Annotated in this window: 22 protein-coding genes, 1 tRNA gene and 2 pseudogenes; 14 read left to right on the top strand and 11 right to left on the bottom strand. The window is 73.4% G+C overall.

The window, feature by feature from the left end:
* Positions 1 to 410: 410 nt before the first annotated feature.
* From CYQ11_RS15905 to CYQ11_RS15885, 6 genes and pseudogenes are all read left to right on the top strand, one after another.
* On the top strand, positions 411 to 725 hold the full coding sequence (locus tag CYQ11_RS15905; protein ID WP_099199878.1) for a hypothetical protein: 315 nt from the start codon (positions 411 to 413) through the stop codon (positions 723 to 725).
* A gap of 267 nt (positions 726 to 992) precedes the next feature.
* Positions 993 to 1,916 (top strand): annotated as a pseudogene (locus CYQ11_RS30295) (bifunctional MaoC family dehydratase N-terminal/OB-fold nucleic acid binding domain-containing protein); the annotation flags it as partial.
* 183 nt (positions 1,917 to 2,099) lie between these two features.
* Positions 2,100 to 2,477: a MaoC/PaaZ C-terminal domain-containing protein gene (locus CYQ11_RS30290; protein WP_243469303.1), complete on the top strand. Its 378-nt coding sequence runs from the start codon at positions 2,100 to 2,102 to the stop codon at positions 2,475 to 2,477.
* Positions 2,474 to 3,625: a lipid-transfer protein gene (locus CYQ11_RS15895; protein WP_099199880.1), complete on the top strand. Its 1,152-nt coding sequence runs from the start codon at positions 2,474 to 2,476 to the stop codon at positions 3,623 to 3,625. The genes CYQ11_RS30290 and CYQ11_RS15895 overlap by 4 nt, the downstream gene beginning before the upstream one ends.
* Positions 3,626 to 3,679: 54 nt before the next feature.
* Positions 3,680 to 4,501, top strand: a complete 822-nt coding sequence (locus tag CYQ11_RS15890; RefSeq protein ID WP_240003450.1) for a DUF1906 domain-containing protein — start codon at positions 3,680 to 3,682, stop codon at positions 4,499 to 4,501.
* A 192-nt stretch (positions 4,502 to 4,693) separates the two neighbouring features.
* Positions 4,694 to 5,236, top strand: a complete 543-nt coding sequence (locus tag CYQ11_RS15885) for a SigE family RNA polymerase sigma factor (protein ID WP_099199882.1) — start codon at positions 4,694 to 4,696, stop codon at positions 5,234 to 5,236.
* 257 nt (positions 5,237 to 5,493) lie between these two features.
* Here the strand turns inward: CYQ11_RS15885 and sigJ are convergent, their stop codons facing one another.
* The gene (gene sigJ / locus CYQ11_RS15880; RefSeq protein ID WP_099199883.1) at positions 5,494 to 6,372 is read right to left on the bottom strand and encodes an RNA polymerase sigma factor SigJ; all 879 of its coding nucleotides are present in this window, start codon (positions 6,370 to 6,372) and stop codon (positions 5,494 to 5,496) included.
* 77 nt (positions 6,373 to 6,449) lie between these two features.
* On the opposite strand from sigJ, the gene CYQ11_RS15875 reads away from it, so the two are divergent.
* A complete protein-coding gene (locus tag CYQ11_RS15875) occupies positions 6,450 to 6,947 on the top strand; it encodes a carboxymuconolactone decarboxylase family protein (protein ID WP_240003451.1) in 498 nt (165 codons plus the stop codon).
* A gap of 108 nt (positions 6,948 to 7,055) precedes the next feature.
* On the opposite strand, the gene CYQ11_RS15870 is transcribed toward CYQ11_RS15875, so the two are convergent.
* The 6 genes and pseudogenes from CYQ11_RS15870 to CYQ11_RS15845 all read right to left on the bottom strand — a co-directional run bounded on the left by CYQ11_RS15870 (position 7,056) and on the right by CYQ11_RS15845 (position 12,213).
* On the bottom strand, positions 7,056 to 7,922 hold the full coding sequence (locus CYQ11_RS15870; RefSeq protein ID WP_099199884.1) for an AraC family transcriptional regulator: 867 nt from the start codon (positions 7,920 to 7,922) through the stop codon (positions 7,056 to 7,058).
* Positions 7,923 to 8,064: 142 nt separating this feature from the next.
* Complete coding sequence (locus tag CYQ11_RS15865) at positions 8,065 to 8,751, bottom strand: lipoprotein (RefSeq protein ID WP_146104690.1); 687 nt, start codon at positions 8,749 to 8,751, stop codon at positions 8,065 to 8,067.
* Positions 8,752 to 8,868: 117 nt separating this feature from the next.
* Positions 8,869 to 9,435: pseudogene (locus CYQ11_RS15860) on the bottom strand (GntR family transcriptional regulator); the annotation flags it as partial.
* A 345-nt stretch (positions 9,436 to 9,780) separates the two neighbouring features.
* Positions 9,781 to 10,242, bottom strand: coding sequence for a hypothetical protein (locus CYQ11_RS15855; protein ID WP_099199887.1), 462 nt, complete (start codon positions 10,240 to 10,242; stop codon positions 9,781 to 9,783).
* A 198-nt stretch (positions 10,243 to 10,440) separates the two neighbouring features.
* A tRNA-Ser gene (locus tag CYQ11_RS15850) sits at positions 10,441 to 10,527 on the bottom strand.
* A gap of 102 nt (positions 10,528 to 10,629) precedes the next feature.
* On the bottom strand, positions 10,630 to 12,213 hold the full coding sequence (locus CYQ11_RS15845) for a S1C family serine protease (protein ID WP_181143669.1): 1,584 nt from the start codon (positions 12,211 to 12,213) through the stop codon (positions 10,630 to 10,632).
* A gap of 209 nt (positions 12,214 to 12,422) precedes the next feature.
* On the opposite strand from CYQ11_RS15845, the gene CYQ11_RS15840 reads away from it, so the two are divergent.
* From CYQ11_RS15840 to CYQ11_RS15830, 3 genes are all read left to right on the top strand, one after another.
* Positions 12,423 to 13,343: a glycerophosphodiester phosphodiesterase gene (locus CYQ11_RS15840; protein ID WP_240003452.1), complete on the top strand. Its 921-nt coding sequence runs from the start codon at positions 12,423 to 12,425 to the stop codon at positions 13,341 to 13,343.
* Positions 13,344 to 13,525: 182 nt separating this feature from the next.
* Positions 13,526 to 14,035: an ATP-binding protein gene (locus CYQ11_RS15835; RefSeq protein WP_240003478.1), complete on the top strand. Its 510-nt coding sequence runs from the start codon at positions 13,526 to 13,528 to the stop codon at positions 14,033 to 14,035.
* A 511-nt stretch (positions 14,036 to 14,546) separates the two neighbouring features.
* Positions 14,547 to 15,515: a DUF5926 family protein gene (locus CYQ11_RS15830; protein WP_099199889.1), complete on the top strand. Its 969-nt coding sequence runs from the start codon at positions 14,547 to 14,549 to the stop codon at positions 15,513 to 15,515.
* Between the two features lie 686 nt (positions 15,516 to 16,201).
* Here CYQ11_RS15830 and CYQ11_RS15825 read toward each other — a convergent pair.
* Together CYQ11_RS15825 and CYQ11_RS15820 are read right to left on the bottom strand one after the other, a co-directional pair.
* A complete protein-coding gene (locus CYQ11_RS15825) occupies positions 16,202 to 16,771 on the bottom strand; it encodes a hypothetical protein (protein WP_240003453.1) in 570 nt (189 codons plus the stop codon).
* Positions 16,772 to 17,264: 493 nt separating this feature from the next.
* Complete coding sequence (locus CYQ11_RS15820; RefSeq protein ID WP_099199890.1) at positions 17,265 to 18,047, bottom strand: bifunctional DNA primase/polymerase; 783 nt, start codon at positions 18,045 to 18,047, stop codon at positions 17,265 to 17,267.
* Positions 18,048 to 18,896: 849 nt separating this feature from the next.
* Between CYQ11_RS15820 and CYQ11_RS15815 the strand changes: the two genes are divergently transcribed.
* Positions 18,897 to 20,339 carry a PP2C family protein-serine/threonine phosphatase gene (locus CYQ11_RS15815; RefSeq protein WP_099199891.1) on the top strand — a complete coding sequence of 481 codons (1,443 nt, stop codon included), beginning with the start codon at positions 18,897 to 18,899 and terminating at the stop codon, positions 20,337 to 20,339.
* A 143-nt stretch (positions 20,340 to 20,482) separates the two neighbouring features.
* Positions 20,483 to 21,940, top strand: a complete 1,458-nt coding sequence (locus tag CYQ11_RS15810) for an aminopeptidase P family protein (protein ID WP_243469275.1) — start codon at positions 20,483 to 20,485, stop codon at positions 21,938 to 21,940.
* An 84-nt stretch (positions 21,941 to 22,024) separates the two neighbouring features.
* Here the strand turns inward: CYQ11_RS15810 and CYQ11_RS15805 are convergent, their stop codons facing one another.
* Complete coding sequence (locus tag CYQ11_RS15805) at positions 22,025 to 22,978, bottom strand: redoxin family protein (RefSeq protein ID WP_099199893.1); 954 nt, start codon at positions 22,976 to 22,978, stop codon at positions 22,025 to 22,027.
* 243 nt (positions 22,979 to 23,221) lie between these two features.
* On the opposite strand from CYQ11_RS15805, the gene CYQ11_RS15800 reads away from it, so the two are divergent.
* Entirely contained in the window at positions 23,222 to 23,632 is a 411-nt protein-coding gene (locus tag CYQ11_RS15800; RefSeq protein ID WP_099199894.1) for a RidA family protein, read from the top strand.
* A gap of 75 nt (positions 23,633 to 23,707) precedes the next feature.
* On the opposite strand, the gene CYQ11_RS15795 is transcribed toward CYQ11_RS15800, so the two are convergent.
* The gene (locus CYQ11_RS15795; protein WP_099199895.1) at positions 23,708 to 24,190 is read right to left on the bottom strand and encodes an ATP-binding protein; all 483 of its coding nucleotides are present in this window, start codon (positions 24,188 to 24,190) and stop codon (positions 23,708 to 23,710) included.
* Positions 24,191 to 24,570: 380 nt separating this feature from the next.
* Between CYQ11_RS15795 and CYQ11_RS15790 the strand changes: the two genes are divergently transcribed.
* Positions 24,571 to 25,353 (top strand): hypothetical protein, encoded by a 783-nt coding sequence (locus CYQ11_RS15790; RefSeq protein WP_099199896.1) that lies wholly within the window; start codon positions 24,571 to 24,573, stop codon positions 25,351 to 25,353.
* The last annotated feature ends 46 nt before the right edge of the window (positions 25,354 to 25,399 follow it).

Below are 25,399 nucleotides of genomic sequence, written 5' to 3'. Positions count from 1 at the left end.
GGCGGCGGCCACCGGCGGCTGGCCGGCGGGGCGCGCGGCCGGATCGGGCCGTCAAGCAAGGACGTCCCCGTTTCCGGCGGGCGGGAGCGCGTCCGGTGGCTCCCGAACCGTGGGGAATGCGGAAGTTGTGTGTGCGCGACGGACTTTCCCCGATGCTCCGCTGAAACGATTCGCCGCCTGGGGCGCGAGGACCCTTCCGGTGTGAAGTGTGAAGCGGTGCGGGAGATCGGTGGATGTGCGGTGATGATGGGGGTTTATCCAGCAAAGATCATGCTTGCGGGGGAATGAGGACAGACGGGGGGTTCGGTGGAGATCTGATGGGCAAGTCTGGAGGCGCGACGTCGAACCAAGCGCCGCGGCGGCCGGCCAACCGCCCGGCACCGTCCGGTAGTTCGTTCTGGAGGACTGACATGGCAAGCACCCGCACCGCCGCCCGCGTATTCGCCGCCCTCGCGGCCCTGCCGATGGCCGCCCTGCTCCTCGCCGGCGTGGCCCAGGCCGACGACGGCACCCAGGTGGCCAACAGGGGGGCGAACGCGGCGGCGGCCGGCATCGTCGGAAGCGGCGTCGGGGGAAGCAACCACGGCAACTCGACGACGGCCCAGCAACAGGCCACAGGAACCGGCGCCTCGAATCAGGCCAACACGGCGAGTGCCATCGGATACGGCGGCCATACGGTCATCCAGCAGGAGAACGTGCGGATCACGTTCACCAACATGTGGTGAGCCCGGGGTGATCCCCTGAACCCGGGGTGACACACAGGGTGACGTGGTGAGAAGTGGACTGGGTCAGCACGAACCGCGCGGCGGCACTCCGGTGCCGCCGCGCGGCGTTCGCGCGCACGGGAGAGGGCGGCGAACGCCTGGCGTCGCGGGCGCGCGTACCGCCAGGGGGCGCCGGCGTGCGGACGCCCCCGCGGCGGGGACCCCTCGCGCGTGCGGGCGACCGCGCCCGTTGACAGCGAGGACCGATCTGACGGACAGTCAGATAGTGTGAGCGACGACGCCGCACGGGACCCCGAGTCCGACGCCCTGTACGCACGCCTCAAGGCGTACGAGGGCTCTCCCGCCGCCGTGTCCGGCCGGGGCCGGGACCCCGTCAACGCGCCCATGATCAGGCACTGGTGCGAGGTGATGGGCCACACCGACCCGGCCTGCGCCGGCCCCGATCCCGTCGCCCCGCCCGCCATGCTCCAGGCCTGGACGATGGGCGGGCTGTCCGGCCGCCCCGAGGGCCGCCCGGCCGCGTACGGCGAACTGCTCACCCTGCTCGACGAGGCGGGATGCACCGCGGTGATCGCGACGGACTGCGAGCAGGAATACCTGCGCCCGCTCCGGCCGGGCGACGAGATCACCTTCGACGCGGTGCTCGAATCCGTCTCGCCACGCAAGACCACACGGCTCGGCACGGGTCACTTCATCACCACCCGCACCGAGATCCAGGCGAACGGACGGCTCGCCGGAACGCACCGCTTCCGCATCCTGAAGTACGCGCCCCGGCCGCCGGCCCCACCGGCCGCGCCCGCCGAGCGCCCCCGCCCCGTGGTCAACCGGGACAACGCCGGGTTCTGGGAGGGCGTCGCCGCTCACACCCTGCTGATCCAGCGCTGCGACGCCTGCGGCACCCCGCGCTTCCCCTGGCTGCCGGGGTGCGGGAGCTGTGGATCGCCCCAGTGGACGGCGGTGGAGGCGTCGGGGGACGGGAGCGTGTACTCGTACGTCGTCGTGCACCACCCGGCGGCGCCCGGCTTCGAGCCGCCCTACGCCGTCGGGCTGGTCGAACTGGCCGAAGGCGTACGGATGATCAGCAACGTCGTCGGCGTGGCGCCGGACGAGGTGCGCGTCGGCATGCCGGTCCGGCTGGAGTTCGCCGAGGCGGACGGGCTGACGCTGCCGCTGTTCCGCGCCGGACCCGGGGCGCTGCCCCGGGGGGTCCGTACGGCCACGCCGCCTACGGCCACGGCCGGTACGACCACGGCCGGTACGGCCACGGCTTGTGCCGCCCCGTCCCCGGCCCGTACCGCCGACCGCACGCCGGCCTCGCCCGTCCCGCCCGGCGCACCGGCCTCACCCGTCCCGCGTGCCTGGGCTCCCGGCGACGTGCTGGCCCCCCTCACCGTGCCCGTCACGCGCACCCTCATCGTCGCGGGCGCGCTGGCGTCCCGCGACTACCAGGACGTGCACCACGACCCGGAGGCCGCCCGGGCCAAGGGCGCGCCGGACATCTTCATGAACATCCTCACCACCAACGGCCTCGTGGGCCGCTTCCTCACCGAACGGCTGGGTCCCGGCGCCGTGCTGCGCGCCCTCGCCGTCCGCCTCGGTGTCCCCAACTACCCCGGAGACGAACTGGTGCTGACCGGAAGCGTCACGTCCGTGGCGGGGGCCGGCCTCCGGGTCGCCCTGGCCGGCACCAACCGCCTCGGCCGCCACGTCACCGGCACGGCCACCGTCGCCCTCCCGGGGCGGGTCCGGTGAGCGGCCTCGGCGGGGTCGCGGCCGTCGCCGGCATCGGCGCCACGGCGTTCACCAAGGACTCCGGCCGCAGCGAGCTGGCCCTGGCCGCGGAGGCCGTGCGGGCGGCCCTCGCGGACGCCGGGCTCGGGCCGGGCGACGTGGACGGCATGGTCACCTTCACCATGGACACCAGCCCCGAGATCGCCGTCGCCCAGGCCACCGGCATCGGGGAGCTGTCGTTCTTCTCCCGCGTCCACTACGGCGGCGGCGCGGCCTGCGCCACGGTGCAGCAGGCCGCGCTGGCGATCGCGACGGGGGTCGCGGAGGTCGTCGTCTGCTACCGCGCGTTCAACGAGCGCTCGGGGCGCCGCTTCGGGGCGGGGGTGCGGCGGCGCGAGCCGTCGGCGGAGGGGGTGGCCCTCGGCTGGGCGCTGCCCTTCGGACTGCTCACGCCGGCCTCGTGGGTGGCGATGGCGGCCCGGCGCTACCTCCACGTCCACGGTCTGACGCCGGAGGTCTTCGGCCATGTCGCCGTCACCAGCCGGCGGCACGCGGCGACGAACCCGGCCGCGCACTTCCACGGCCGCCCCGTCACCCTCGCCGACCACGCCGCGTCGCGCTGGATCGCCGAGCCGCTGCGGCTGCTGGACTGCTGCCAGGAGACCGACGGCGGCCAGGCCCTGGTCGTCACGAGCACCGCCCGCGCCCGTACGCTCCGCCACCCGCCCGCCGTGGTCGTCGCCGCCGCGCAGGGCGCGGGCCGGGCGCAGGAGCAGATGACCAGCTACTACCGCGACGGAATGACGGGACTGCCCGAGCTGGCGGTGGTCGCACGGCAGTTGTGGCGCGACAGCGGGCTGCGGCCGCACGACGTCGATGTGGCCGTCCTCTACGACCACTTCACGCCGTACGTACTGATGCAGTGGGAGGAGTTCGGCTTCTGCGCTCCCGGCGAGGGCGGCGCCTTCACGGCGGCCGGGGCGGTGCCCCTCAACCCGCACGGCGGCCAGCTGGGCGAGGCCTACCTCCACGGTATGAACGGCATCGCCGAGGCCGTGCGGCAGTTGCGCGGCACCTCGGTGAACCAGGTCGCGAGCGCCGCACACGTGCTCGTCACCGCGGGGACGGGGGTTCCCACGTCGGGGCTCATTCTCGGCGCAGACGGATGAAACCAGGGCGTGTCACCGCAAGCCGGTACGGTCCCGGCCCCTTGACTCGGCCGTATGCACCGACGGAAAAAGATCATCGGATATCTCGTCGCCCTGATGGCGGCGCTGGCCCAGGTGGTCGCCCACGCCGTGCCCGTCACGGCCGCCCCGGCCTCGGGGCCCCTCGTCTTCCGGGGCAAGGGCTTCGACACCTGCCAGGCCCCGCCGCTGACCACCCTGAGCGCGTGGGGGCACTCCGGATACGGAGCCGTCGGCGTCTACTACGGCGGCCGAGGCCGCGCCTGCCCGAACCAGAAGTACCTCAGCCACCGGTGGCTGACCGGCGCCCGCGACCTGGGCTGGCGCGTGCTGCCGATCTTCGTGGGCTCGCAGTCGCCCTGCGTCCTCGCCGAGTCCAAGCGCGGCTACCCCATCGGCGACTACCCCGAGGACCAGGGCACCGACGAGGGCCGCGAGGCGGTGCGGGCCGCCTCCGCGCTCGGCATCACCTCCGGCAGCCCGCTCTACCTGGACATGGAGGCGTACGACTACGGCGACGAGGACTGCGGCGGCACGACCCTCGCCTACATCCGCTCCTGGAGCGCCGCCGTAGACCGCCGCGGCTACGTGCCCGGCTTCTACAGCAGCGCCGAGTCGGGCGTGCGCCACATGGAGCTCTCCCGCCGGGCGGGTGTGAGCGACCTCCCGGACATCCTGTGGTTCGCCCGCTGGCGGGTCCCGGCCTCCACCGACCATGAGCGCGCCCTGTCCTCCGGGGCCTGGCAGCCGCACCGCCGCATCCACCAGTACGCCGGCAACGTGAGCGAGACGTACGGTGGCCGGAAGCTGACCATCGACCGCAACCTGATCGACGCCCCGGTGGCCTCCATCGAGTGAGGGGAGCCGGGGCGCGGCCCCCCGGCGGCCCGCCGGGGAGGACGCGCGGGACCGGCCGGCTCCCCCGCCCCGCCCACCGGTCCCCTCCCCCTCCAGTAGGTGGGGCCATCCCCACGGCTACGACCTGAGGCGGACCGCGCTCGGCACCTCCGGCCGATCCACCACGTGCGGGGACGCTCCTAGCGTGGAGGTATGACAGCAACCGCGACGCCTGTGTGCACCAGCGCATCCACTGCCGCCGTGTACCCGTCGTTCACCTCGTACGTACGGGCCCGCGGCGCGGTGCTCCAGCGCACCGCCCGCTCACTGACCTCGAACCCGTGCGACGCCGAGGACCTGCTGCAGACGGCGCTCACCAAGACGTACCTGGCCTGGGACCGCATCGAGGACCACCGCGCCCTCGACGGCTACGTCCGCCGGGCCCTGGTCAACACCCGCACCTCCCAGTGGCGCAAGCGCAGGGTCGACGAGTTCCCCTGCGAGGACCTGCCGGAGCGGGAAACCACCCCGGCCCCGGACCCCTCCGAGCAGCAGGCGCTGCGCGACGCGATGTGGCGAGCCGTACACCGGCTGCCGGACCGGCAGCGGGCCATGGTCGTCCTCAGGTATTACGAGGACCTCACCGAGGTGCAGACCGCCGAGCTCCTGGGAGTGTCGGTCGGCACGGTGAAGAGCGCCGTCTCCCGCGCCCTGGGCAAGCTCCGCGAGGACCCGGAGCTGGCCCGGGCGGCGTGAGACGCGGGGTCCGGGCACCGGCCCGGGTGGAGTGAGGGACGGGTTCCGGACACCGGCCGCACCCGCGACGGCCAGTCACCGGACATCGGCCGGCTACCGGGGACCGGTCCGCCGCCGGAAACATCGGCCCCAGCCACGGCGACCCGGTCCGACGCCGGAAATATCGGCCAGCCGCCACGAACCTGTCAGCCACCGCGCCCCGGCCAGTTACCGCGACCCGGTCCGCCACCGCGACCCCGGTCCGCACCGGTAACCGGTCAGCCGTCGAGGACGGCCAGATCGAGCCGGCGCAGACGCTCGGGGTCGGCCAGGATGTCGATCTCGACGATCTTCCCTCCGGTGATGGTGAAGGCCAGAACGGACATCGGCTGCCCGTCCGCGAACGACACGACGCCCGCGGTCCCGTTGACAAGCGCAGGCCGCGCGACCGCGGCGAACCGCGCGAAGGACATCGCCTGCCCGGCCACGGCCGCCGCGCCGCGCACCACGGCTCCCGGACGCAGCGCGCCGCCGTCGGACCGCGCCACGACGTCGGGGTCGAGCACGGCCACGAGCGCGTCGAAGTCGCCGCTGCGGGCGGCCGCCAGGAACGCGCTGACGACCTCCCGCTGGCGGGTCAGGTCGGCGTCCGGCGCCGGGGCCTCTCCCCGTACCCTCCGCCGTGCGCGGCTCGCGAGCTGGCGGGCGGCCGCGGGGGTGCGCCCGACGAGAGGAGCGATGTCCTCGAAGGGCACGGCGAACATGTCGTGCAGGACGAAGGCGAGCCGTTCGGCCGGCGTCAGCGTCTCCAGCACCACGATCAGGGCGAGCCCGACCGAGTCCGCGACGAGCGCCTCGTGCTCGGGGTCCTTGACGTCCTCGCCGCTCACGACCGGGTCGGGCAGCCGCACGTCGAGCGACTCCTCACCCCGCGAGGCGCGCGAACGCAGCATGTCCAGGCACACGCGCCCGACGACCCTGGTCAGCCAGCCGCCCAGGTTCTCCACGTCGCTCGTGTCCGTGCGGCTGAGTCTGAGCCACGCCTCCTGCACGGCGTCCTCGGCCTCGGCCAGCGAGCCGAGCATGCGGTAGGCCACGGCCCGGAGCTGACCGCGGTGCTGCTCGAAACGATCGGCCAGGAAATCCTTCTCGTCCATTCGTCACATCTTCCGCTCGTGATCCGTCAGTGCAGTGACGGTAGAACGCGAGCGAATGTGACACGGAGGAGAGAACGATGGACTCCCAGGCCCAGCGGACCCCCGAGACCCCCGCCCCTCTCCAGGCCCGGATGCAGAACCCGGCGGCCGTCATTCCGGAGACCATGCCCGCGATCCTCAGCGTCATGAAGGCCGCGGAGAAGGGCGGCGTGCCGCGGAAGACCCTGGAACTCGTCCACCTGCGCGCGAGCCAGATCAACGGCTGCGGCCACTGCGTGGACAGCGGCGTGCGCAGCGCCCGCAAGGGCGGCGAGACGGACGAGCGCCTCTTCGCGGTGGCGGCCTGGCGCGAGGCCCCGTACTTCACCGACGCCGAGCGCGCGGCGCTGGCCCTGGCCGAGTCGGTCACGCGGCTGAGTGACAGCGCCGACCCGGTGCCGGACGCGGTCTGGAACGAGGCCGCGCAGCACTACGACGAGCGCCGGCTGGCGGGCCTGTTGCTCTGGATCGCGACGAGCAACTTCTTCAACCGCCTGAACGTGCCGACGAAGCAGATCGCGGGAGCCGGCTGGTAGGGGTGCGCCGCCCGCGCCCTCTTCCCGTGCCGTGGCCGCGTTCCCGGTGGAGCCCGACGGGACGGCCGAAGCGCTCGGTCCGCCCCACCGCCCGGGGGAACGCGGTGCTCAGCCGCGTTCCGGCTCCACCGGCAGCCACAGCTCGGCGTCGGCCTCGTTCTTGTCCGGCGACAGGCGGAGCCGCAGGATCTCGGGGCCGGGGCGGCTGCGGTAGGGGTTCGACGGGAACCACTGGGTGAACGCGTCACGCCACAGCTCCTGGACGGCCTGCGGCATCGGGCCGCAGGTGGTGAACACCGCCCAGGTGCCCGCCGGGACGTCCAGGGCGGACATGCCCTCGGGGGCGGCCGCGGAGGTGACCACTCCCTGGTAGTAGTCGAGTTCCGTCCCTTCGGCGCGGCTGGGGTCCAGGTCGTCGCACACCGCGACGACACCCCGCGGCTCCTGGTCCGACAGCTTCTCCAGACCTCCCATGACCTGCGGGTCGATGCCACGGACGAAGTCCATGATTGCTTGGTTCGGCCCCGCGTGCACCAGGGGCACACGGGTCTTGAGGCCGACGACGGTGAAGGCCGGCTTGTCCGCTATGCGGTAGCGCATACTGCTGCTCCCCTCAAGGATGAGGCGGAAGGACATCCGGGGCTGGGAGCTGAGCGCGGCACCGGCGCGCCGGGCCTCGCCCGGCCCGACGCCGTGCATGGCGCGGAACGCCCGCGCGAAGGCCTCGCCCGAGCCGTAGCCGTAGCGCACCGCGATCTCCAGCAGCGTCTCCCGCGCGGCGAGCACCTCGGCGCCGGCGACCGTGAGGCGCCGGCGCCGGACGTACTCCGACAGCGGCATGCCCGCGAGCGTGGAGAACATCCTGCGCAGGTGGTACTCCGAAGTCGCCGCGATGCGCGCCAGTTCGGCCACGTCGACCGTCTGGTCGAGGTGCCGCTCGATGTGCTCCATGGCCTGGTTGAGCTTCTCCAGCACGCCCCGTTCCCTTCCTCTTGACGATCACCACGCTAGGCGGCGGCCGCCCTGCCGGACCCGACATCCCGTGCCCGATCATGTCGGGTGGGCACGGCCGTCCGGCCGGAGCGCGGGGGCCCGCTGCGACGCAGGCCGGCCCGCCTCAGGCGGCGGGCCTCATCGTCTTCTTGACCAGCTCGTAGCCCGGGATCACGACCTTGGCGTCCTCGCTCTCCACCCCGTCGACGTGCAGGACGGTCACGCCCTTCGGCGCCTTCACCGCGATGTCCCGCCGCCGCGTCGGCTCGTCGAGAAGAACGCTCCGCTGCGTGTAGACGACCTCCACCGCCGGCAGGCCCCCGAGCGTGAGCTCGCTGTACTCGGGATCGCTGACGCCCTTCTCCTCGGCGACGAACTCCTCCAGCACCTGGCGGGGTGACGCGTCGGGCCGGTCGGTGGTCCACACCCGGATGAAGCCGATGACTCCCGTGGGCCGGGCGGAGAGTTCACAGGCGCCCTTGAGCGTCGGGTGGCCGAACACCTTGCGGAACAACTCGGCGTCCTCGTCCGAGACCCCGGTGAGCTTCCACTCCTTCGGCGCCTCGAACGAAACGGGCAGCACACACGTGGTCCCGGCATCGCCGATCCTCCCGTCCTTGGGAGCGGCCTTGGGCCTGGCGGTTTCCGTGGGCTTGGCGCTCGCCTTCGGCTTGACGCCTTCCTCCGCCGTACCGGCCGAGGCTTCAACCGCCTGGGGAGCGCCCCCGTCCTTGTCCCCAGCGGACGAGCAGCCGGTGAGCACACCGAGGGCGAGCACGGTGGACACCGCACTCCAAGCAATCCTGCGCATAAAAGTTTTTCCCCGTTATTGAGACAAGCCGCGCAAAGCTATACCAACGCCCGCGAGCTGCTCAAATCGTTTACGGGGCGCTTGCACACCAGACCCACCGCAGACCCACCGCGCTCCTCAGCCGTCTCCCTCGGAGAAGTCGTACCGAAGCTCGTACAGGTGACCCGCCTTGGCCGTCACGGTCACCTCGATGGGGCGTTCCCCGTCGCCGTAGACCACGCGAAGCGTTCTCAGCACCGGAAGGTCGCTCGGCATTCGGAGAGCCGCGTACTGCTCCTGGGTGGGCACGCGCGCCGACACGTGGTCGACACAGCGCCGTGGAGGGTGCCCCATGTCGGCGAGCAGCCGGGGAGTGCCGCCCCGGACCTTGCGGCGTTCCATCATGGCCGTGCCACGGGCGAGGTCGAGCGGGTGGTAAGACTTGACGAGTTCCACCGGTTCTTCGTCGAACAGCAGAATCTGTGAGCGCATCAGGCACACGTCGCCCTTGCTCAGCTTCATGGCCGCGGCGACGTCGGCAGGCGGTTCGACCTGCGCGACCTCCAGCAGCCTGCTGCTGGCCCGCACGCCACGCCTCTCCGACTCCGTGATCCACCGACAGGCCTGTCCAGGCTCGGCGGGAGCCGCGTGGGAAGCGGGCTGGACGGTCCGTTGGCGGTGCTCTCGAACGGTGACCGCCGCGCCGGGGCAGTGCGCCTCGCGACGGTGTGCGAGGGGAGACGGACGGCCCGACTCATCCGTGAGGCTGCCGGCACGCGCGCCACACATCGCTCCCGTCGAACGACGAACAGGGGGCGACGTGGTCCCGCTCCCCCAATCCCGGGCCAGTGCACCGTGGAGACCGAGGTGGACGGAGTCCGCACCGCATTCGTGTTCACCACGGTCGAGGACTACGGCGAACCTCCGCTCAAGGACCCGCGACTGAACAAGGCGGTGGCCTCCACGGCGTTCCACGACTGCGGGAGGGCACGACTGCGGGAGGGCCTGGAGAACCGCTCCGCGCCCCCGGGCCGGCCCGGCCCGGCCCGGTCACAGCCCGAACAGCACTCCGCGCCAGGTCCACCCCGCGCGGAGGACCGCGCCCCGCAGGGGTTCCTTCATCTCCGAAGGATCGAAACGGAACACCTCGTTCAAGCGCAGGCGCCCGTCGGCCCCCCGCTCGAACTTCCACTCCCGGCTCACCGCGGTCACCTGCCCACGGACGTACGTACGGGAGTCCTCACGCGGCCGCGCCTCCCACTGCTCGTCGACGGCACGCACCTCGTGGCGCGCCGGAACCAGCCGCATCCGCGTCGTGAGAGTCAGACGCCGCTCCGGAACCCGCCACTCCGCCACCAGGTCGGCCCGCTCCTGGGGGAGAGCGTTGCGCACGCGGTACGGCACGCCCGGCCCGTTGACCGCGAGCAGCGCGGCCCGGACCTCAGCGGCGGAACGCGGTGCGACACCGGTGTCGGGATGTCTGGTGCCGGTCAGTCTGTCGAGAAAACCCATCGGGCCAACCTATGGACAGGCTTTCGCCCCCACACACTCACCCCCGCCGCCAGACCGGCCCGGCCGGGCCTGACGCACCAGCGGAAGCGCGATACTCAGCCTGGATACCGAGGCCGCGCCGCGGCTCGGGCTCCCACGCGAAAGGGGTGCCCCTCAACCAGGGGCACCCCTTCTGACCAGCGCCTACGCTGGGCTGGGCGGAGGCTGAGGGATTTGAACCCTCGGTGACATCGCTGCCACGACGGTTTTCAAGACCGTTCCCTTAGGCCGCTCGGGCAAGCCTCCCCGCACCGCCTCCGGGGCAGTGCGGGGACAGCCTACCGGGTGGGGCGTCCGGGCGGTGAGCCGTGGGGCTGGCCGCCGGCGGCACCGGGTGGGCGGGGGCTGTCAGTTGTTGTCGCCGCGGCGCTCGCCCAGGGTGATCTCCGTCGTGGACTGCTTGCCGTCGCGGATGAAGGTGACGGTCACCTTGTCGCCGGGCTGGTGGGTCCAGATCTCGCTGATCAGGGTCGGGCCGCTGTCGATCTTCGTGTCGTCGAGCTTGACGATCACGTCGCCGGACTTGAGGCCCGCCTTGTCCGCCGGACCGCCCGGGGTGACCGCCGGGCTGCCGTTGGCGCCGTTGGCGGCGATCTTGGCGCCGGTGCCGGAGTCCTTCATGTTCACGGTCGCCGAGATGACCGGGTAGATCGGCGTGTGGTTCCTGATCAGCTGGTCCGCGACGTTCTTCGCCTGGTTGATCGGGATCGCGAAGCCGAGGCCGATGCTGCCCGACTGGGTCTGGCCGCCGCCGAAGCCACCGCCGTTGCCCGCCGACTGGATGGCGGAGTTGATGCCGATGACCGCGCCCTGGGCGTTCAGCAGCGGGCCGCCGGAGTTGCCGGGGTTGATCGAGGCGTCGGTCTGGAGGGCGCTCATGTACGACGCCTGGCCGCCGCCACCGCCGTCGCTGGAGGCCACCGGGCGCTTCTTGGCGCTGACGATGCCCGTCGTGACCGTGCCCGAGAGGCCGAAGGGCGCGCCGATCGCCACGGTCGCGTCGCCGACCGCCGCCTTGTCGGAGTCGCCGAGCGGCAGGGGGTTGAGCTTGGCGCCCGAGGGGTCCTTCAGCTTGATGACCGCCACGTCGTAACCCTGGGCGCGGCCGACGACCTCGGCGTCGTAGCTCTTGCCGTCGGAGAACGTCGCCTGGAGCTTGCCGCCCTCGGCGGCCGAGGCCACCACGTGGTTGTTGGTGAGGATGTGGCCCTGCTTGTCGTAGACGAAGCCGGTGCCCGTGCCGCCCTCACCGCTGTTGCTCTGCGCCTCGATGGTCACGACGCTCGGCAGCGCCTTGCCGGCGATGTCCGCGACCGAGCCCGGCGCGCGGCTCTCGGTCTTGGGGTCGCCCGAGGAGGAGACGGTGGTGGAGCCGTCGCTGCCGTTGCGGTCGGCGGCCCAGTAACCGACGCCGCCGCCGATGCCACCCGCCAGCAGGGCCGCCGCGAGGACCGCCGCCACCAGGCCGCCGGACCGCTTGCGCGGAGGCGGCGGGGGCGGCGCACCCCACGGCGTGGCCGGGCCGCCCGGCGCACCGCCGGCGGCCCCGCCGTAGGGCGGGGGCGCGTCGGCGCCGCCGTACCAGGCCCCGGCGGCCCCGGACGTCCCGGCGGGCCCCGGACCGGAAGCCCCGGCGGCCGCGAAGGCCGCCTGCTGCTGTGCGGGGTCGCCGGGCGCGGCGGCCGCGGGGGGCATCGCCGGTACGGGCGGGAGCTGCGCGGTCCGCTCGGTGGCGGCCGGCGTCACGGGCTGCTGCGCGGTGGCGGTCTCCGCGGCGGTGGCCTCGCCGCCCCCCGCCGCCGGGACGTGCGCGTCCGGCGCGGGAGCCTCGGCCGGCGCGTGCGCCTGCGGGTCCGTGGGCGCCTGCGTCGGAGACTCCGGCCGCGTCCCCGCCGCGGACGGAATGGCGGCGCCGTCGTTCTCGGTGCTCACAGGTGTCTCCTCTGTCGGATGCACGAATCGGTTGCGTCGCGACGCCCGGCCACGCTCACAGACGCATGCTCACATACGTCTGACGTCTAGCCTTTCCCATCCCACGTCAGACCACCGTAAGCGGAGGCTGTGACCTCGACCAGCCGTCCTTACTCCAGGGCAAATAGGACCGCATGCGCGATTGTGCCAGGTGGTGGCACCATGACGCGGTGACCTACGCACACCGGCAACAGGACGGCCGCTCCGAGCGTCACCCCCTCGACGTCGTGGCCCACCGCGGCGCCTCCGACGAAGCCCCGGAACACACGCTGGCCGCCTACCGCAAGGCGATCGAGGACGGCGCCGACGCGCTGGAGTGCGATGTGCGGCTGACCGCCGACGGGCACCTCGTCTGCGTGCACGACCGCCGCGTGAACCGCACGTCCAACGGCCGCGGCGCCGTCTCCACCCTGGAGCTCGCCGACCTCGCGGCGCTCGACTTCGGCTCGTGGAAGGCCACCGGATCCGAGCCCGAGGCCCCCGACCGCGACACCGAGCGGGCGCCCGGGCGGGCCCCGGACGACCCCGCGGTCCCGACCCCGGGGAACCTCCCCGGCCTCGCGCCCGGTTCCGGCCCCGACCCCGACCGCACCTCCGTCCTCACCCTTGAGCGCCTCCTCGAACTCGTCGCCGACTCGGGCCGCCGCGTCGAGCTGGCCATCGAGACCAAGCACCCCACCCGCTGGGCGGGCCGGGTGGAGGAGCGGCTGTTGACCCTCCTCGACCGCTTCGGGCTGGCCGCTCCGCCGCGGGACGACCCCTCGCCCGTACGGATCATGAGCTTCTCCGCACGCTCACTGCACCGGGTCCAGGCGGCGGCGCCCGGCCTGCCGACCGTCTACCTGATGCAGTTCCTGACCCCCCGCTACCGCGACGGCCGGCTGCCCACGGGCGTGGGCATCGCGGGACCCAGCATCCGGATCGTCCGCAACCACCCCGACTACGTGGCGAGACTGCGCCGCGCGGGCCACCAGGTGCACGTTTGGACGGTGAACGAGCCGGAGGACGTCGAATTGTGCGTGCGCCTGGGCGTGGACGCGGTGATCACAAACCGGCCCAAGGCGGTGCTTACCCAACTTGGTCGACGCTAGCGGCCATTACATGGAGTGCACCGGCGCGTTCGGTGGGTATTCGAGTCGCCTGAGTGCCCCACCGTGTCGAGGTTGGCCGGTTTCCGGTCCAGGCCATTGGGGCATCCATCCCCTGACGTGGGGCAAAGGAGGTCTCGGGGGTGGCGTTGGTGGTGGCACAGGAGGTGCCCACGTCGTCGATCATGGCCGTACCCCATGGTCCAGCCGGTGTGGGCGAGGCAAGACACCGGATGCGCAAGGACTTGCGCTCCAGCGGGGTACCGGATTCGGTCATCGACGACGCCGTACTGATCCTTTCGGAGCTGCTCAGCAACGCGTACCGGCACGGGCGCCCGCTGGGCCGTGAGAGCGGCGAGCGCGACGACGTGTACGGCGGCGGCAGCGGAATCAGCGGGGGCAACGGCGCGACCGGCGGCTTCCGGGCGGCCTGGCGCGTCGACGAGCGCGGCCGGCTCACCGTCGAGGTCACCGACGGCGGCGGCCCGACCCGGCCTTTTCCGGCCACGCCTTCGGTGACCGCGCGCGGCGGCCGCGGACTGAACATCATCAGTGCGCTCTCCCAGGACTGGGGCGTCCGCGACGCCTCCGGCGAGGTGACGGTGTGGGCGGCGCTCTCCGCGCGGTGCAGCTTCGCTACGCGCGTCGACGCCGACCCGCTCCTGGCCTTCTCCGATCTGGACGAGCTGACATGACGGCATGACAGACGGAGCGGCGACGCCCGACAGGACGGCGACGCCTGACAGGACGGCGACGCCTGACAGGACGAGGGTGCCGGGCATGACGACGGCGCCCCGCATGACGACTGCGCCTGACACGACGCGCTGACGCGACCAGCTGACGCGCGGCCCGCCGACGTGACGAGCTGCCACGACCAGCCGGCACGACCCGCTGGCACGGCCCACCGGCGCGACCAGTCGGACACGACGTGCTCACGCCACCCGCTGGCACCACCAGCTCAGCGGGACCAGCTCAGCGGGACCAGCTCACGCGACCAGCTGACACGAGCAGCGGGCACCACCCGCCGGCACCACCCGCCCCCGCCACCCCCTGACGCGACAGCGCCCTCCAGGCGTCCTGGCGCCGCGATCCCGGCGTCCCGACGACGCGCGTAGAGCACCCGGGGCGCGCAGCGTCTGTGCGGGCACCCCGAGCGCTAGGCTCGCGCCCGTAAGACGGACGCACCGATCGGGAGACACGCACACCATGGCCAAGAAGCGCCGCCCCCAGTCCCAGGCCGCCAAGCCGCAGGCAGGCGACGCGCCGATCCCCGTCGTCGGCGCCCGCGAGCCCTGCCCGTGTGGCTCGGGCCGGCGCTACAAGGCCTGCCACGGCCGTGCGGCCTCGCACGCCGCCGTCGAGCTCGTGCAGCGGCCCTTCGAGGGGCTGCCCGGCGAGGCCGACTGGGTCGCCCTGCGCGAGCTGGTCCCCGCCGCGACCGTGGAGCTGAAGCTCAAGGGCGGCCTGCCCGAGGGCGTTCCGTCGGTGCGGCTCGCGACCGTGCTGCCGATGGCGTGGCCCGCCCTGCGCCGCGACGACGGCTCCGTGCTGCTCGGCCTGCAGAACGACACCCCCACCGGTGACCTCAGCCGCGACCTCGCCGACACTCTCCAGCGCGCGCTCGACGCCGAGCCGGGCACCCCCATCGAGACCACGCGCGTCAACGCCGACGGGCCGCGGCTCCAGGACCTGCTGGACCTGGAGGGCCCGTTCGAGCCGGCGGTCCACACGGGCTTCGAGTTCTGGGTGGACAACGCCGAGAACGTCACGGGTGAGGTCGCCGCCTCCCTCGAGCGCGCCAACGCCGCCGCCATCCCGACCGTGCGCCTCGCCGGCGTGGACGCGGCGTACTGGTGCGAGACGCCGGAGAAGAACCACCTGCGCTGGGTCATGACGCACCCGGAGGAGCAGCTGCTGGACGCTCTCGCCCGGCTGCACGCGGCCCGCGAGACCTCGCTCGGCGAGGGCACCCGCCTGGTCGGGTCGTTCCGCGCGCACGGCCTCACCGTGCCGGTGTGGGACCTGCCGGGCTCCGTGCGGGCCGAGGACGTGGAGAAGCCGGCGGCCGCCTTCGCGGAGCGCCTGGCGGGCGCTCTGGCGGACACCGCGCCGCTGACGCCCGAGGAGCGCCGGGCGCGCGGCGGCCTCACGAGCCGTCAGGTCACGCTCAACTGACGTTCCTTCAGTCGAACGGGAGGCGGCGCGGAAAGGCATGGAATCAGCCGCGCCGCTCAGGGGGCCGGAGGAACGATTTCCGGGTGCTGCGCCGGGTAAACGCGGGGTCAAGCCGCGTGACTCCTGTCACAACTCCCGCTGGGGGCTCGGAAATAGGCGTCCGGAAATCCACGATCGAATTTGCGAACCGCCGATCTCTTGTTACCGTTCTAGGAGCCCGGTCGCTGGTGCATCCCCCGTCGCCAGCGACCGGGCGCTTCCATGTCCGGAGCCCTTCGAAGCCGGTGTTCCCACCCCGGCCGCGGGCCCCGGTCCCGCCCGCCGGCATCCCGGCCCGGCGGCCGCCGCCCCGGGTGGGTGATCAAGAACGTGAAGCTCTCCTCGGGCACCTCGGCGATCGATGCCGGTGAGCGGTCCCGTCTTGCCTCCCACCAGGCCGGCGACTGCCGCGCCCCACGTGAGCCGCGGCGCGGCCCTCGACCTGACCCGCCCGGCACCTCGGGCGCGGGGCCCGCAGCCCCGCGGCGCCGGACCGTCCGAGGGCCCGCGAACCGCGGCTTCCGGACAGCGCCGGAGAGCCTTCCGCACACCCGCCCACGGACCCGCGAACGCCCACCCGGCCCCTCCTGGCATCCGTCCGCACCCGCCCGCGCCCGTCCTCACCCGGCCCCTGCGGAGCCGGGGGACTAACCCGCCGTCGGTGACGGGGAGTTGCTGCCCGAGCGGAGCAGCAGGTTCCCTTCCGTGGAGGCGATCTCCGCGACCGCCGCATACGAGCCATGTCCGCGCACGGTCGGCTCGTGCGGCGTCTCACACATCTTCGGATCATCGGATGCCGCCATCGGGCAGTCCGTCTGGAGGGTCCGGCCGTCGGGGGCCATGAGCGTGAGAACGCCCGTGAGCGGGCCGCCCGTCGCGTTGCGGTAGTACGTACGGGCCCAGCTGGACCGCGCCTGCTCCAGGACGCAGGTCTGCGCCTTCAGGCCCTCGGGAGAGGCGAGTTCGGGGCCGCACCGGACCGAGCCCCGCCCAGGGTCCGCGGGCGCGTCGCCGACGACGGTGTCCAGGCCGGTCGCGTCCTCCGCGCCCTCCGCGTCCCCGGCCGGCCGCAGCAGCTCCCGGCTCCCGCCCCGGGCGGCCTTCGCGGGGGACTTCGCCCGGGCCTTCTCGCGGCCGGCCTGGCCCGCGGGGCCCGCCGAGGCCACGGCCAGCGGCAGCGCGAAGGCGAGCACCACCGCGCCCGCCAGCGTGATCATCCGGAGATTCACCGCGCGCCGCCGGGACGCGCCGGGAACACGGGACGCACGCATCATGGGACCACCTGCAACTCGCTGGGGAAGCTCGATCGCGGAGGCGGCTCACGCGCACGCCCCGCCGGGCCGGCGGTGTCCGCTGACGGCACCCGGGACAGCCCTGTCCCCCGAACATACGGGCAACACGGGGTGTTTGAGGCCCGGCACGGCCGTGTCCTGCGGTTCTTCGAGCGGCTTACACCCTTACGAGTGAGAGCGCGTGCGTCTCCCGTCCGTACGCGCTCTCACAGACGCCCTGAGCGGGGCACTCACCCGCGCGGGCGCGCCGGTCTGCTCACGGACGCGTCAACTCCCCTACGCGCGCACCGTGAACGCGAAGTGGACGCGGTCGTGGCGGTGAGGCGTGGACCCGTGCGCACGACGATCCGGGAACCCACCCGTGACCGCATCGCCGCGCCGGCATCCCGGCCCGCCCCCGCACCCATGCGTCCCCGCATCAGTACGCCAGCTTGTTGCCGCCGCCCGGCGAGCCCGAGCCCGTGCTCGCGCTCTGCTCGACCAGGACGTCGATCACCGTGGCCACGTCGGGCAGCCACGGCCGCGCCAGTCCGTCGACGCGGCGGTCGCCCCGCCGCTCGGTCCAGCGGTCGACCCGGCTCCGCTCGCCCGAACCGGAGCTTCCGCCCCGCGTTCCGGCCGCCCCCGCCGGCCGCGGCGCGCGCTCCCAGCGCACCCGCCCGGCGCCCGTGGGCGACGGCGGCAGGACCGCGTAGCCGCCTTCGCCGTGGAAACGCAGCGAACCGGGCACCCAGTCCTGGCGGTGCAGCAGCTCGCCGAGGACCTCCAGGGAGTAGGGGGCCACCAGCAGGGACCAGCGGCTGGGCGTCGCCACGACCGGGCCGAGGCGCACGCCGGCCCGGTCGAAGGCGGCCAGCGCACGGGCCCCGGCGACCGCCGGCAGGCTCACCGCGCAGGGGGCGCGGCCGCCGGTGGCCAGCACGACGGGGGCCTCGGGACGGTTGGTCCACCACCAGCGGACCATCCGGGCGTCGGTGGTCGCCGCCAGCAGCCCCGGGTCGAAGGGGTGGGCGCCGGGCACCGCGCAGTCGGGGTCGGGGCAGGCGCACTCGCGCCCCCGGCCGATGCCGGGCCGCAGGGCCACCCCGGGGAGTACGGGCCACTGCCACTCCGTGGCGTAGGTCAGGGCCGCGGTGAGGACGGCGGACCGGCCGGCCCGCCGGAGCGAGAGCTTGCGTCGCCTTCCGAGGATCTCGCGCATGAGCGCTCGTTCCTTTCCGTGAACGCCGAAGGTGGGTCCTTGTCGGGGACAAGGGCCTTCTTGCACGTACATGAACCTTGAACACGCTGACACGAACCGCATGCGCCACGCGGACTGCGTCCATCACATGAGCCACATGGCTTGCGGGAACTGCGGAATTGCGGAGGTGCGGGAACTGCAGGGACTGCGCGCGGCCCAGGGGACCACGGGGACTACATGGCACTACGGGCACTGCTCGGTGCGGTACTCAACGCGCCGTGGCCCCCTGGGACCGAATCACCACATGGATCACACGTCACCAACGCGTACAACGCAGCGCATCACGCCGCGGGCCGAGCGTGAAACCTGGCGGGGGGTGGCGCGCGTATGGCGCTTCGTGCTGAGCCGGTGCGCCCCTCGCCTGTGGCATGGGTTGCCCCACGCCGCTCGGGGACGGGCGTGGCCGTTGACCGATAGGACGCTCGGGCCCGCCACCGGGTTGCGGGGCGGCCCCAACTGCCGGTGCCCTTCTCCGAGTACGTACCCACCACGGTGGATGCGACGCGCTGTTGGAGCGACGCCAGTCGACAGCAAATCAGAGGCCACGGCACTATTTTCCGGCCAAACTTCACGGCGCACCGAACCTCATCAGACACCACCAATCCCACTGGTCCAATGCTGGACATTCCCTTACCCGGGCGTGTACATGTGGAGCACTGCCAGCGCGCAACACGACAGGGGGTTTGCGGTGCTACGGAGCAGAAGACACAGGCCAACCGGCTGGTCACGAGGGTTCTCCGGTCTGCCCCCGCGCGCTTTCCGGACGGGCTCGGAGCGCAGTACGGCGCGACACGGCCCGGGCAGACGGCCATGACCACCCCGCACCTTCCGAAAGTGGCTGGAATCAGTCCTCCGGCCCCCGCCCCGGCGCACACTTCCGCCCCGGCGGTTCCCCATCCCCCCGCCGCGGCCGAGCCCGCCGTGCCCGCCCCCGGCCTCCTGGTGCAGGACCGCCTCGCCGGCTGGGTCTCCGACCTCACCACGCTCCAGGAACTGACCGAACGGCTCACCCGGACCGCGACCCTCGACGACGCCCTGCACGAGCTGCTGCGCGCCGGAGCCTCGCTCGTCGGCGCCGGACGGGGCCTGGTCACCCTCCACCCCGCCGCCGGCACCGGCCACCCCGTCACCGCCGCGCTGGGCCTCGGCCGCGCCGACCTCGGCCACATCGAGACCATCCCGCACGACCCCGGCGCGCCGGGCAGCCCCTACGTACGGCTCCTGGACGACCTGCCGCCGGCGGGTGTGCGGACCGGCACGGCCCACCCCGACATCGCGCGCGAGGAGGGCCTGGATCCGCGCCACCGCGAGGTCGCAGCCCGGCTCGGCTACGGCGCGAGCTACGCCGTGCCGCTGGAGTCGGCCGTTTCCGGGCCGGAGGGCGGCGCTCCGCCGGCCGCGGGCCGCATTGGCGCCGCCGTGTGGCTGTACGACGAGCCGGCCGAGCCCACCGACCGGCAGCGGCACCTGGCCGGCCTCTACTGCGCCCACGCGACCGAGCACCTGGCCCGGCTGCTGGAGCTGACCCGGGCCCGCGAGACGGTGGCCGCGCTGCGTGAGGAACTGCTGCCCAGCCGGCTGCCCCGGGTGCCGGGCGTGCGCCTCGCGGTCCGTCACCGCACCGGGCCCCAGGGCGGCGGGGACTGGTACGACGCGCTGCCGCTGCCCGACGGGGCGCTGGGCCTGGCCATCGGCGGAATCACCGGCTCCGGACCCGGCGCAGTCGCCGCGACGGGCCGGCTGCGGGCGTCGCTGCGGGCGTACGCCGTGATGGAGGGCGAGGATCCGGTCGCCGTCCTGTCCGACCTGGAACTGCTGCTGAGGATCACCGAGCCCGCCCGCACGGCGACCGCCCTGTTCGCGTACTGCGAGCCCGCCGTCCGGAAGGTCGTCATCGCCGGGGCGGGGCACTGCTCACCGCTGATCATCGGCTCCGGCCGCGCCGAGTACGTGGAGACGTCGCTCTCGGCACCGCTGGGCATGCTCGCCTGCTGGGAGGCGCCCAGCGTGGAGATCGAACCGGAACCCGGAGAAACGCTCCTCTTCTACAGCGACGGGCTGCTCCACCGCACGGGTGACGCCATCGACCGGGCCTTCGCCCGGCTGCACGCGGCCGCGGCGGGCGTGCCGAGGGCCGCGCGGCACGACCCGGAGGCCATCGCGGACCACGTGCTGCGGACGGTGCTGCCGGAGGACGACGATCCGGCGGACGGGCGCGAGGACGTCGTCCTGCTGGTCGCGCACTTCGACTGAGCCGGGCGCGGGCGAGTCCCCGCGGGGCGGCGTGGTGATCTTGTATGAACACATGTCCGCCGCTGACTGTTGCGTCACAGCCTTCTCGGCCGCTTTCTCCCCCACATACGATGGAAAGCGGCCCCGTCCGAGGAGGAAAACCAGTGACTGAGCAGCCCGCACCCGAGAACCCCGAAGGTGACGAGCCGATCAAGCAGCGGAAGAACGGCCTCTACCCCGCCGTCTCCGACGAGCTTGCCGACAACATGAAGTCCGGCTGGGCCGACACCGAGCTGCGTGATCTCCAGCCGATACCTCAGGCCGCCGAGACCGCCCGCCGCCGCGCCGAGCTGTCCGCCCGCTTCCCGGGCGAGCGCCTGGTGGTCCCGGCCGGCAACCTGCGGACCCGCTCGAACGACACCGAGTACGCCTTCCGCGCCTCGACGGAGTACGTCTACCTCACCGGTGACCAGACCGAGGACGGCGTCCTCGTGCTGGAGCCGGCGGGTGCGGAGGGCCACGAGGCCACGGTCTACCTGCTGCCGCGTTCCAACCGCGAGAACGGCGAGTTCTGGCTCGACGGCCAGGGCGAGCTGTGGGTCGGCCGCCGCCACAGCCTGGGCGAGGCCGAGCAGCTGCTGGGCGTGCCCGCCCGCGACGTCCGCGAGCTGGCCGACGCGCTGCGCGAGGCCACCGGCCCGGTGCGCGTCGTCCGCGGCCACGACGCCGGGATCGAGAGCGCCCTGACCGACAAGGTCACCGCCGAGCGCGACGAGGAGCTGCGCGTCTTCATCAGCGAGCAGCGCCTGGTGAAGGACGCGTTTGAAATCGGCGAGCTGCAGAAGGCCGTCGACTCCACCGTCCGCGGCTTCGAGGACGTGGTGAAGGTCCTCGACAAGGCCGAGGCGACCAGCGAGCGCTACATCGAAGGAACGTTCTTCCTGCGCGCCCGCGTCGAGGGCAACGACATCGGCTACGGCTCCATCTGCGCCGCCGGCCCGCACGCCACCACCCTGCACTGGGTGCGCAACGACGGCCCGGTCCGCTCCGGCGAGCTGCTCCTGCTGGACGCGGGCGTGGAGACCCACACCCTCTACACCGCCGACGTCACCCGCACGCTGCCGGTCAACGGCACGTACACCGAGCTCCAGCGCAAGATCTACGACGCGGTCTACGAGGCCCAGGAGGCCGGCATCGCGGCCGTCCGGCCCGGCGCGAAGTACCGCGACTTCCACGACGCCGCGCAGCGCGTGCTCGCCGAGCGCCTCGTCGAGTGGGGCCTGGTCGAGGGCCCGGTCGAGCGCGTCCTGGAGCTGGGCCTCCAGCGCCGTTGGACCCTGCACGGCACCGGCCACATGCTCGGCCTGGACGTCCACGACTGTGCGGTGGCCCGCACGGAGACCTACGTGGACGGCGTCCTGGAGCCCGGCATGGTGCTGACCGTGGAGCCCGGCCTGTACTTCCAGGCCGACGACCTGACCGTGCCCGAGGAGTACCGCGGCATCGGCGTCCGGATCGAGGACGACATCCTGGTCACCGAGGACGGCAACCGGAACCTCTCCGCCGGGCTGCCGCGCGCCTCCGCGGACGTCGAGGCGTGGATGGCCGCCCTGAAGGGCTGACACGCCTGACGCACCACACGAGCACGCGCGCGTGAGTCGCGGTCCGCCGGGCGGGCCGCGACTCACGTCGTCTTCGCGTCCGGGTCAGGCGGGGTGCGCCCACAGCCAGCCGAGGACCTGCTCGGCATGCTGGTCCGGCGGGAAGACCGGGTAGAAGACGCGCTCGATGACGCCGTCGCGGACGATCAGGGTGAGCCGCTTGTACAGCGGTGTCGTCCGGCCCGCCAGTTCGACCTCGAACGTGGGCAGGTCCAGGGCCCGGACCAGGTCCAGCCCCGGGTCGGAGAGCATCGCGAACGGCAGGTGCAGCCGCTCGACGACCTCGCGCTGGTAGGCGGTGTCCTGGCTGGACAGGCCGAACACCCGGGTGGCGCCGGCCTCCGCCAGCTCCTGGTGGTGGTCGCGGAAGCCGCAGGACTCGGGGGTGCAGCCGCGGGCACCGGGAATGCTGTCCCAGCCCTCGGGCAGGTCGGTGCCGGGACGGCCGGTGAGCGGGTAGGCGTAGATCACGGTGCGGCCCGGCACGGGCTCGTCCAGCCGGACCTTCTCCCCCGAGGTGGCCGCCAGCGTGAGGGGCGGCATGGCGAGGCCCGGCAGGTGCGCGGCCGCCCCGTCGTCCTCGGGCACGGGCAGGCCGGCGGGCAGCCGGTGGAATTCGGTCATCGCGTCTCCTCGTACGGTGCTGTTGCGGTGAGCGGCTTCGTGCAGCCGCGCGGCCAGCGCCGTGCGGCGGGCCGTCAGGGCGTCGATCCGCCCGGTCAGCTCGTCGATGGCCTCGCGGTAGCCGGCCAGCGAGGCGGGGCAGTCGTCGGCGTGCGGGCCGCCGGCCGCCAGGCAGTCCAGGAACGGGCGGGTGCGCTCGGCGGGGATGCCGAGCCGGCCCAGTTCCTTGATCTCGCGGACGAGCCGCACGTCCGGTTCCGCGTAGTCCCGGTACCCGTTGGCCAGCCGGACGGGCGCGACCAGGCCCAGCGCCTCGTAGTAGCGCACGGCCTTCACCGTCACGCCCGCCCGTCGTGCGAGGTCACCGATCCTCATGGCGTCGCGTCCTCCTTCGTCGCCCGGCTTCCCGGAGGCTAGACCCTGCCCCTGGGGGCAGGGTCAAGGGCGGCGTCGTCGACGCGGCAGGCGCTGCCTCCACGGCCCCCTCGTGTCCCCGGCACGGCCCGCGGCCCCCGGCACGCGTCCTCGGCGTGCTGCCGGCGCTCAGGGGCCCGTGCGCCCGCCTCGTACGCTCACCCCACTGGTACCGCGCGTACTCACATGTAACGGAGAAACGTCATGGCACGCTATTGGAACCCGTCCGAGATCGCCGCTCCGGTCGGCAAGTACAGCCACCTCGCCGAGGCACCCGCAGGCCACCGCCTGGTGTGGATCTCCGGCCAGGTGGGCATCCGCCCTGACGGCGAGCTGGCGGGGCCGGACGCCGCCGCGCAGACCCGGCAGGCCTTCGCCAACATCGAGGCGCTCCTGGACCACCTCGGCGCCGGCCCCGGCGACCTGGTCAAGCTCGTCACCCTCGTCTCCGGCACCGACCCCGGCCACCTGGCCGGCTTCATGACGGGCCGCGACGAGTACTTCGCCAAGTGGTACCCGGACGGGGTGTACCCCGCCCACACGCTCGCCGTCGTGGCCGGCCTGGCCAAGCCCGAACTGGCCGTGGAGATAGAGGGGATCGTGGCGGTGCCGTAGGAGGGACGCGGCGGTTCCCCGCGGATCCCGCCGCCCGGGACCGTCGCGGCCGGCGACGCGCCCGGGCCCCTCGGCCTATGACGCTCGGAGCAACGCCGCCGCGGGCGGCCCGCCCTCTCTCCATTTGAGGATCTTGTCGAAGCTCACCACCGCGCCCTGGTGCCCCGGGCGGTTGTCGACCTGGACGTGGTCGGTGAGGGACGCGATCAGGAACAGGCCCCGGCCGTGCTCTTCGTGCACGGAGGCCGGGGCCTTGACGTATGCGGTGCGCGCCGTGTGGCGGCGGGGGCGCCGGGGCCGGTCGGCGAACCCGGGGCCGGAATCGGTGACCTCGATGCGGCAGGTGTCCCCGTCGATCAGAGCGGTGACCCGGTAGCCGGTGGAGGCGTCACCGCCGTGCTCCACGGCGTTCGCACACGCTTCGCTGAGCGCGACGGCCAGGTCGTAGGAGGTTTCCGGGTCGACCCCGGCCGTTTCCATGGCACCGATCAGAAGCCGCCGGGCGAGCGGAACGCTCGCGGCCTCGCGCCGCAAGTGGAGTGACCACCAAATGCTCATGCTCAGCCTCCTGGCTGCGGCTCGACATACCGATACGTATAGCCGCGCGAAGGGCGCCATAAGCCTGCCCGGCGTGTGAGTCCCCTCATTCGGCGGACGCGCGGAGCAGGTGGGGACGTGTATGGAAGTGTGAGAAACCGGTGGACGAGGAGCCGATCCCGAGAAGATCCCGGGTGGGGAGCCGGGCGGACCCCGGAAAAGCCCGGGGCACGCCGAGTGGATCACGACGGGTCCCCGGGTGCGGCGCGCGCCCGCCGCGCGGGAGGTCCGCCTCCCGCCCCGGACCGGAAATCCCGTGCCGGCCAAAGAGGATCAAGGTGACGGACCGGGTCACCCCTGCCGTGGGGATCCGGTGGGGGCGGTGGGATGATGGCGCAGCCATGCCTCACCCCGTCGCGCGCGCCGGCGCCGATCTGCGACTGATACGGGCCGCGGTGTTCACCGCGGTCTGTGTTCTGCTGTCCGCGGGCGGGCACGTGCTGGCGTCCTGCGCAAGCGTCCCGCTGTGGACGCTGGGCGCGGCCTTCCTGCTCGTCTTCGCCGTGGCCGTGGCCTTGGCCGGTCGCGAGCGTTCGCTGCCGGGGATCGCGGCCTGCCTGGCCGTGGGCCAGCTCGCGCTGCACACCCTCTTCGGGCTCGCGCAGCAGCACCCGGCGGCCCCCCGCCGCGCGGGCGCCGAGGGCCACTTGATCGACTTCGCCGCGCAGCTGACCTGCAACCAGCCCCGCGCGGCCACGGCCGACGAGGCCCGCCGGGTGATCATCGGCGCCGGGTTCGACCCGGCCGTCCATCCCATGGCGGCCGGCGTGCCGGCGGGCGGCCCCCAGCCGTCCGGAAACGTCCTCGCGCACCTCCTGCCGCTCTCGCTGCCGATGCTGCTCGGCCACCTCCTCGCGGCCGTCGCCGTGGGCTGGCTGCTGCGCCGCGGCGAGGCCACCCTGTGGCGGGTGCTGGAGCTGTCGGCGGATTCGGCGCGCGGGGTCGCGGAGGCGGCGCTCGTGCAAACACTGGGCGCCCTGCTGCTGTTCGTACGCCCCCAGGTCCCCGATCGGCCGGCCGTGTCGCGACGGGGCGCACACGACGACGAACGACCGGCGCGGGAGCCGGTGCTCCAGCACTTCGTGATCAGGCGGGGCCCGCCGCGCTTCGCCCTGGCGGCCTGACGACGCGGCACACCCTCCGGCACCACGACGGGAGGGCGGTCGCGCC

Origin of the sequence: Streptomyces cinnamoneus (assembly GCF_002939475.1) — a bacterium.
GTDB classification, from domain to species: Bacteria; Actinomycetota; Actinomycetes; order Streptomycetales; family Streptomycetaceae; genus Streptomyces; species Streptomyces cinnamoneus_A.
The sequence above is the reverse complement of the archived record's forward strand: the minus strand, read 5'-3'. Positions and strand labels throughout refer to the sequence as shown.

Coding starts and splice junctions, on each gene's coding strand:
- CYQ11_RS15835 (WP_240003478.1), top strand. CDS start 13,526: ATGGCCGTACCCCATGGTCCAGCCGGTGTGGGCGAGGCAAGACACCGG.
- CYQ11_RS15790 (WP_099199896.1), top strand. CDS start 24,571: ATGCCTCACCCCGTCGCGCGCGCCGGCGCCGATCTGCGACTGATACGG.
- CYQ11_RS15815 (WP_099199891.1), top strand. CDS start 18,897: ATGACCACCCCGCACCTTCCGAAAGTGGCTGGAATCAGTCCTCCGGCC.
- CYQ11_RS15805 (WP_099199893.1), bottom strand. CDS start 22,978: ATGAGGATCGGTGACCTCGCACGACGGGCGGGCGTGACGGTGAAGGCC.
- CYQ11_RS15865 (WP_146104690.1), bottom strand. CDS start 8,751: ATGCGCAGGATTGCTTGGAGTGCGGTGTCCACCGTGCTCGCCCTCGGT.
- CYQ11_RS15795 (WP_099199895.1), bottom strand. CDS start 24,190: ATGAGCATTTGGTGGTCACTCCACTTGCGGCGCGAGGCCGCGAGCGTT.
- CYQ11_RS15800 (WP_099199894.1), top strand. CDS start 23,222: ATGGCACGCTATTGGAACCCGTCCGAGATCGCCGCTCCGGTCGGCAAG.
- sigJ (WP_099199883.1), bottom strand. CDS start 6,372: ATGGACGAGAAGGATTTCCTGGCCGATCGTTTCGAGCAGCACCGCGGT.
- CYQ11_RS15885 (WP_099199882.1), top strand. CDS start 4,694: ATGACAGCAACCGCGACGCCTGTGTGCACCAGCGCATCCACTGCCGCC.
- CYQ11_RS15855 (WP_099199887.1), bottom strand. CDS start 10,242: ATGGGTTTTCTCGACAGACTGACCGGCACCAGACATCCCGACACCGGT.
- CYQ11_RS15825 (WP_240003453.1), bottom strand. CDS start 16,771: ATGATCACGCTGGCGGGCGCGGTGGTGCTCGCCTTCGCGCTGCCGCTG.
- CYQ11_RS15875 (WP_240003451.1), top strand. CDS start 6,450: ATGGACTCCCAGGCCCAGCGGACCCCCGAGACCCCCGCCCCTCTCCAG.
- CYQ11_RS15905 (WP_099199878.1), top strand. CDS start 411: ATGGCAAGCACCCGCACCGCCGCCCGCGTATTCGCCGCCCTCGCGGCC.
- CYQ11_RS15820 (WP_099199890.1), bottom strand. CDS start 18,047: ATGCGCGAGATCCTCGGAAGGCGACGCAAGCTCTCGCTCCGGCGGGCC.
- CYQ11_RS15830 (WP_099199889.1), top strand. CDS start 14,547: ATGGCCAAGAAGCGCCGCCCCCAGTCCCAGGCCGCCAAGCCGCAGGCA.
- CYQ11_RS15890 (WP_240003450.1), top strand. CDS start 3,680: ATGCACCGACGGAAAAAGATCATCGGATATCTCGTCGCCCTGATGGCG.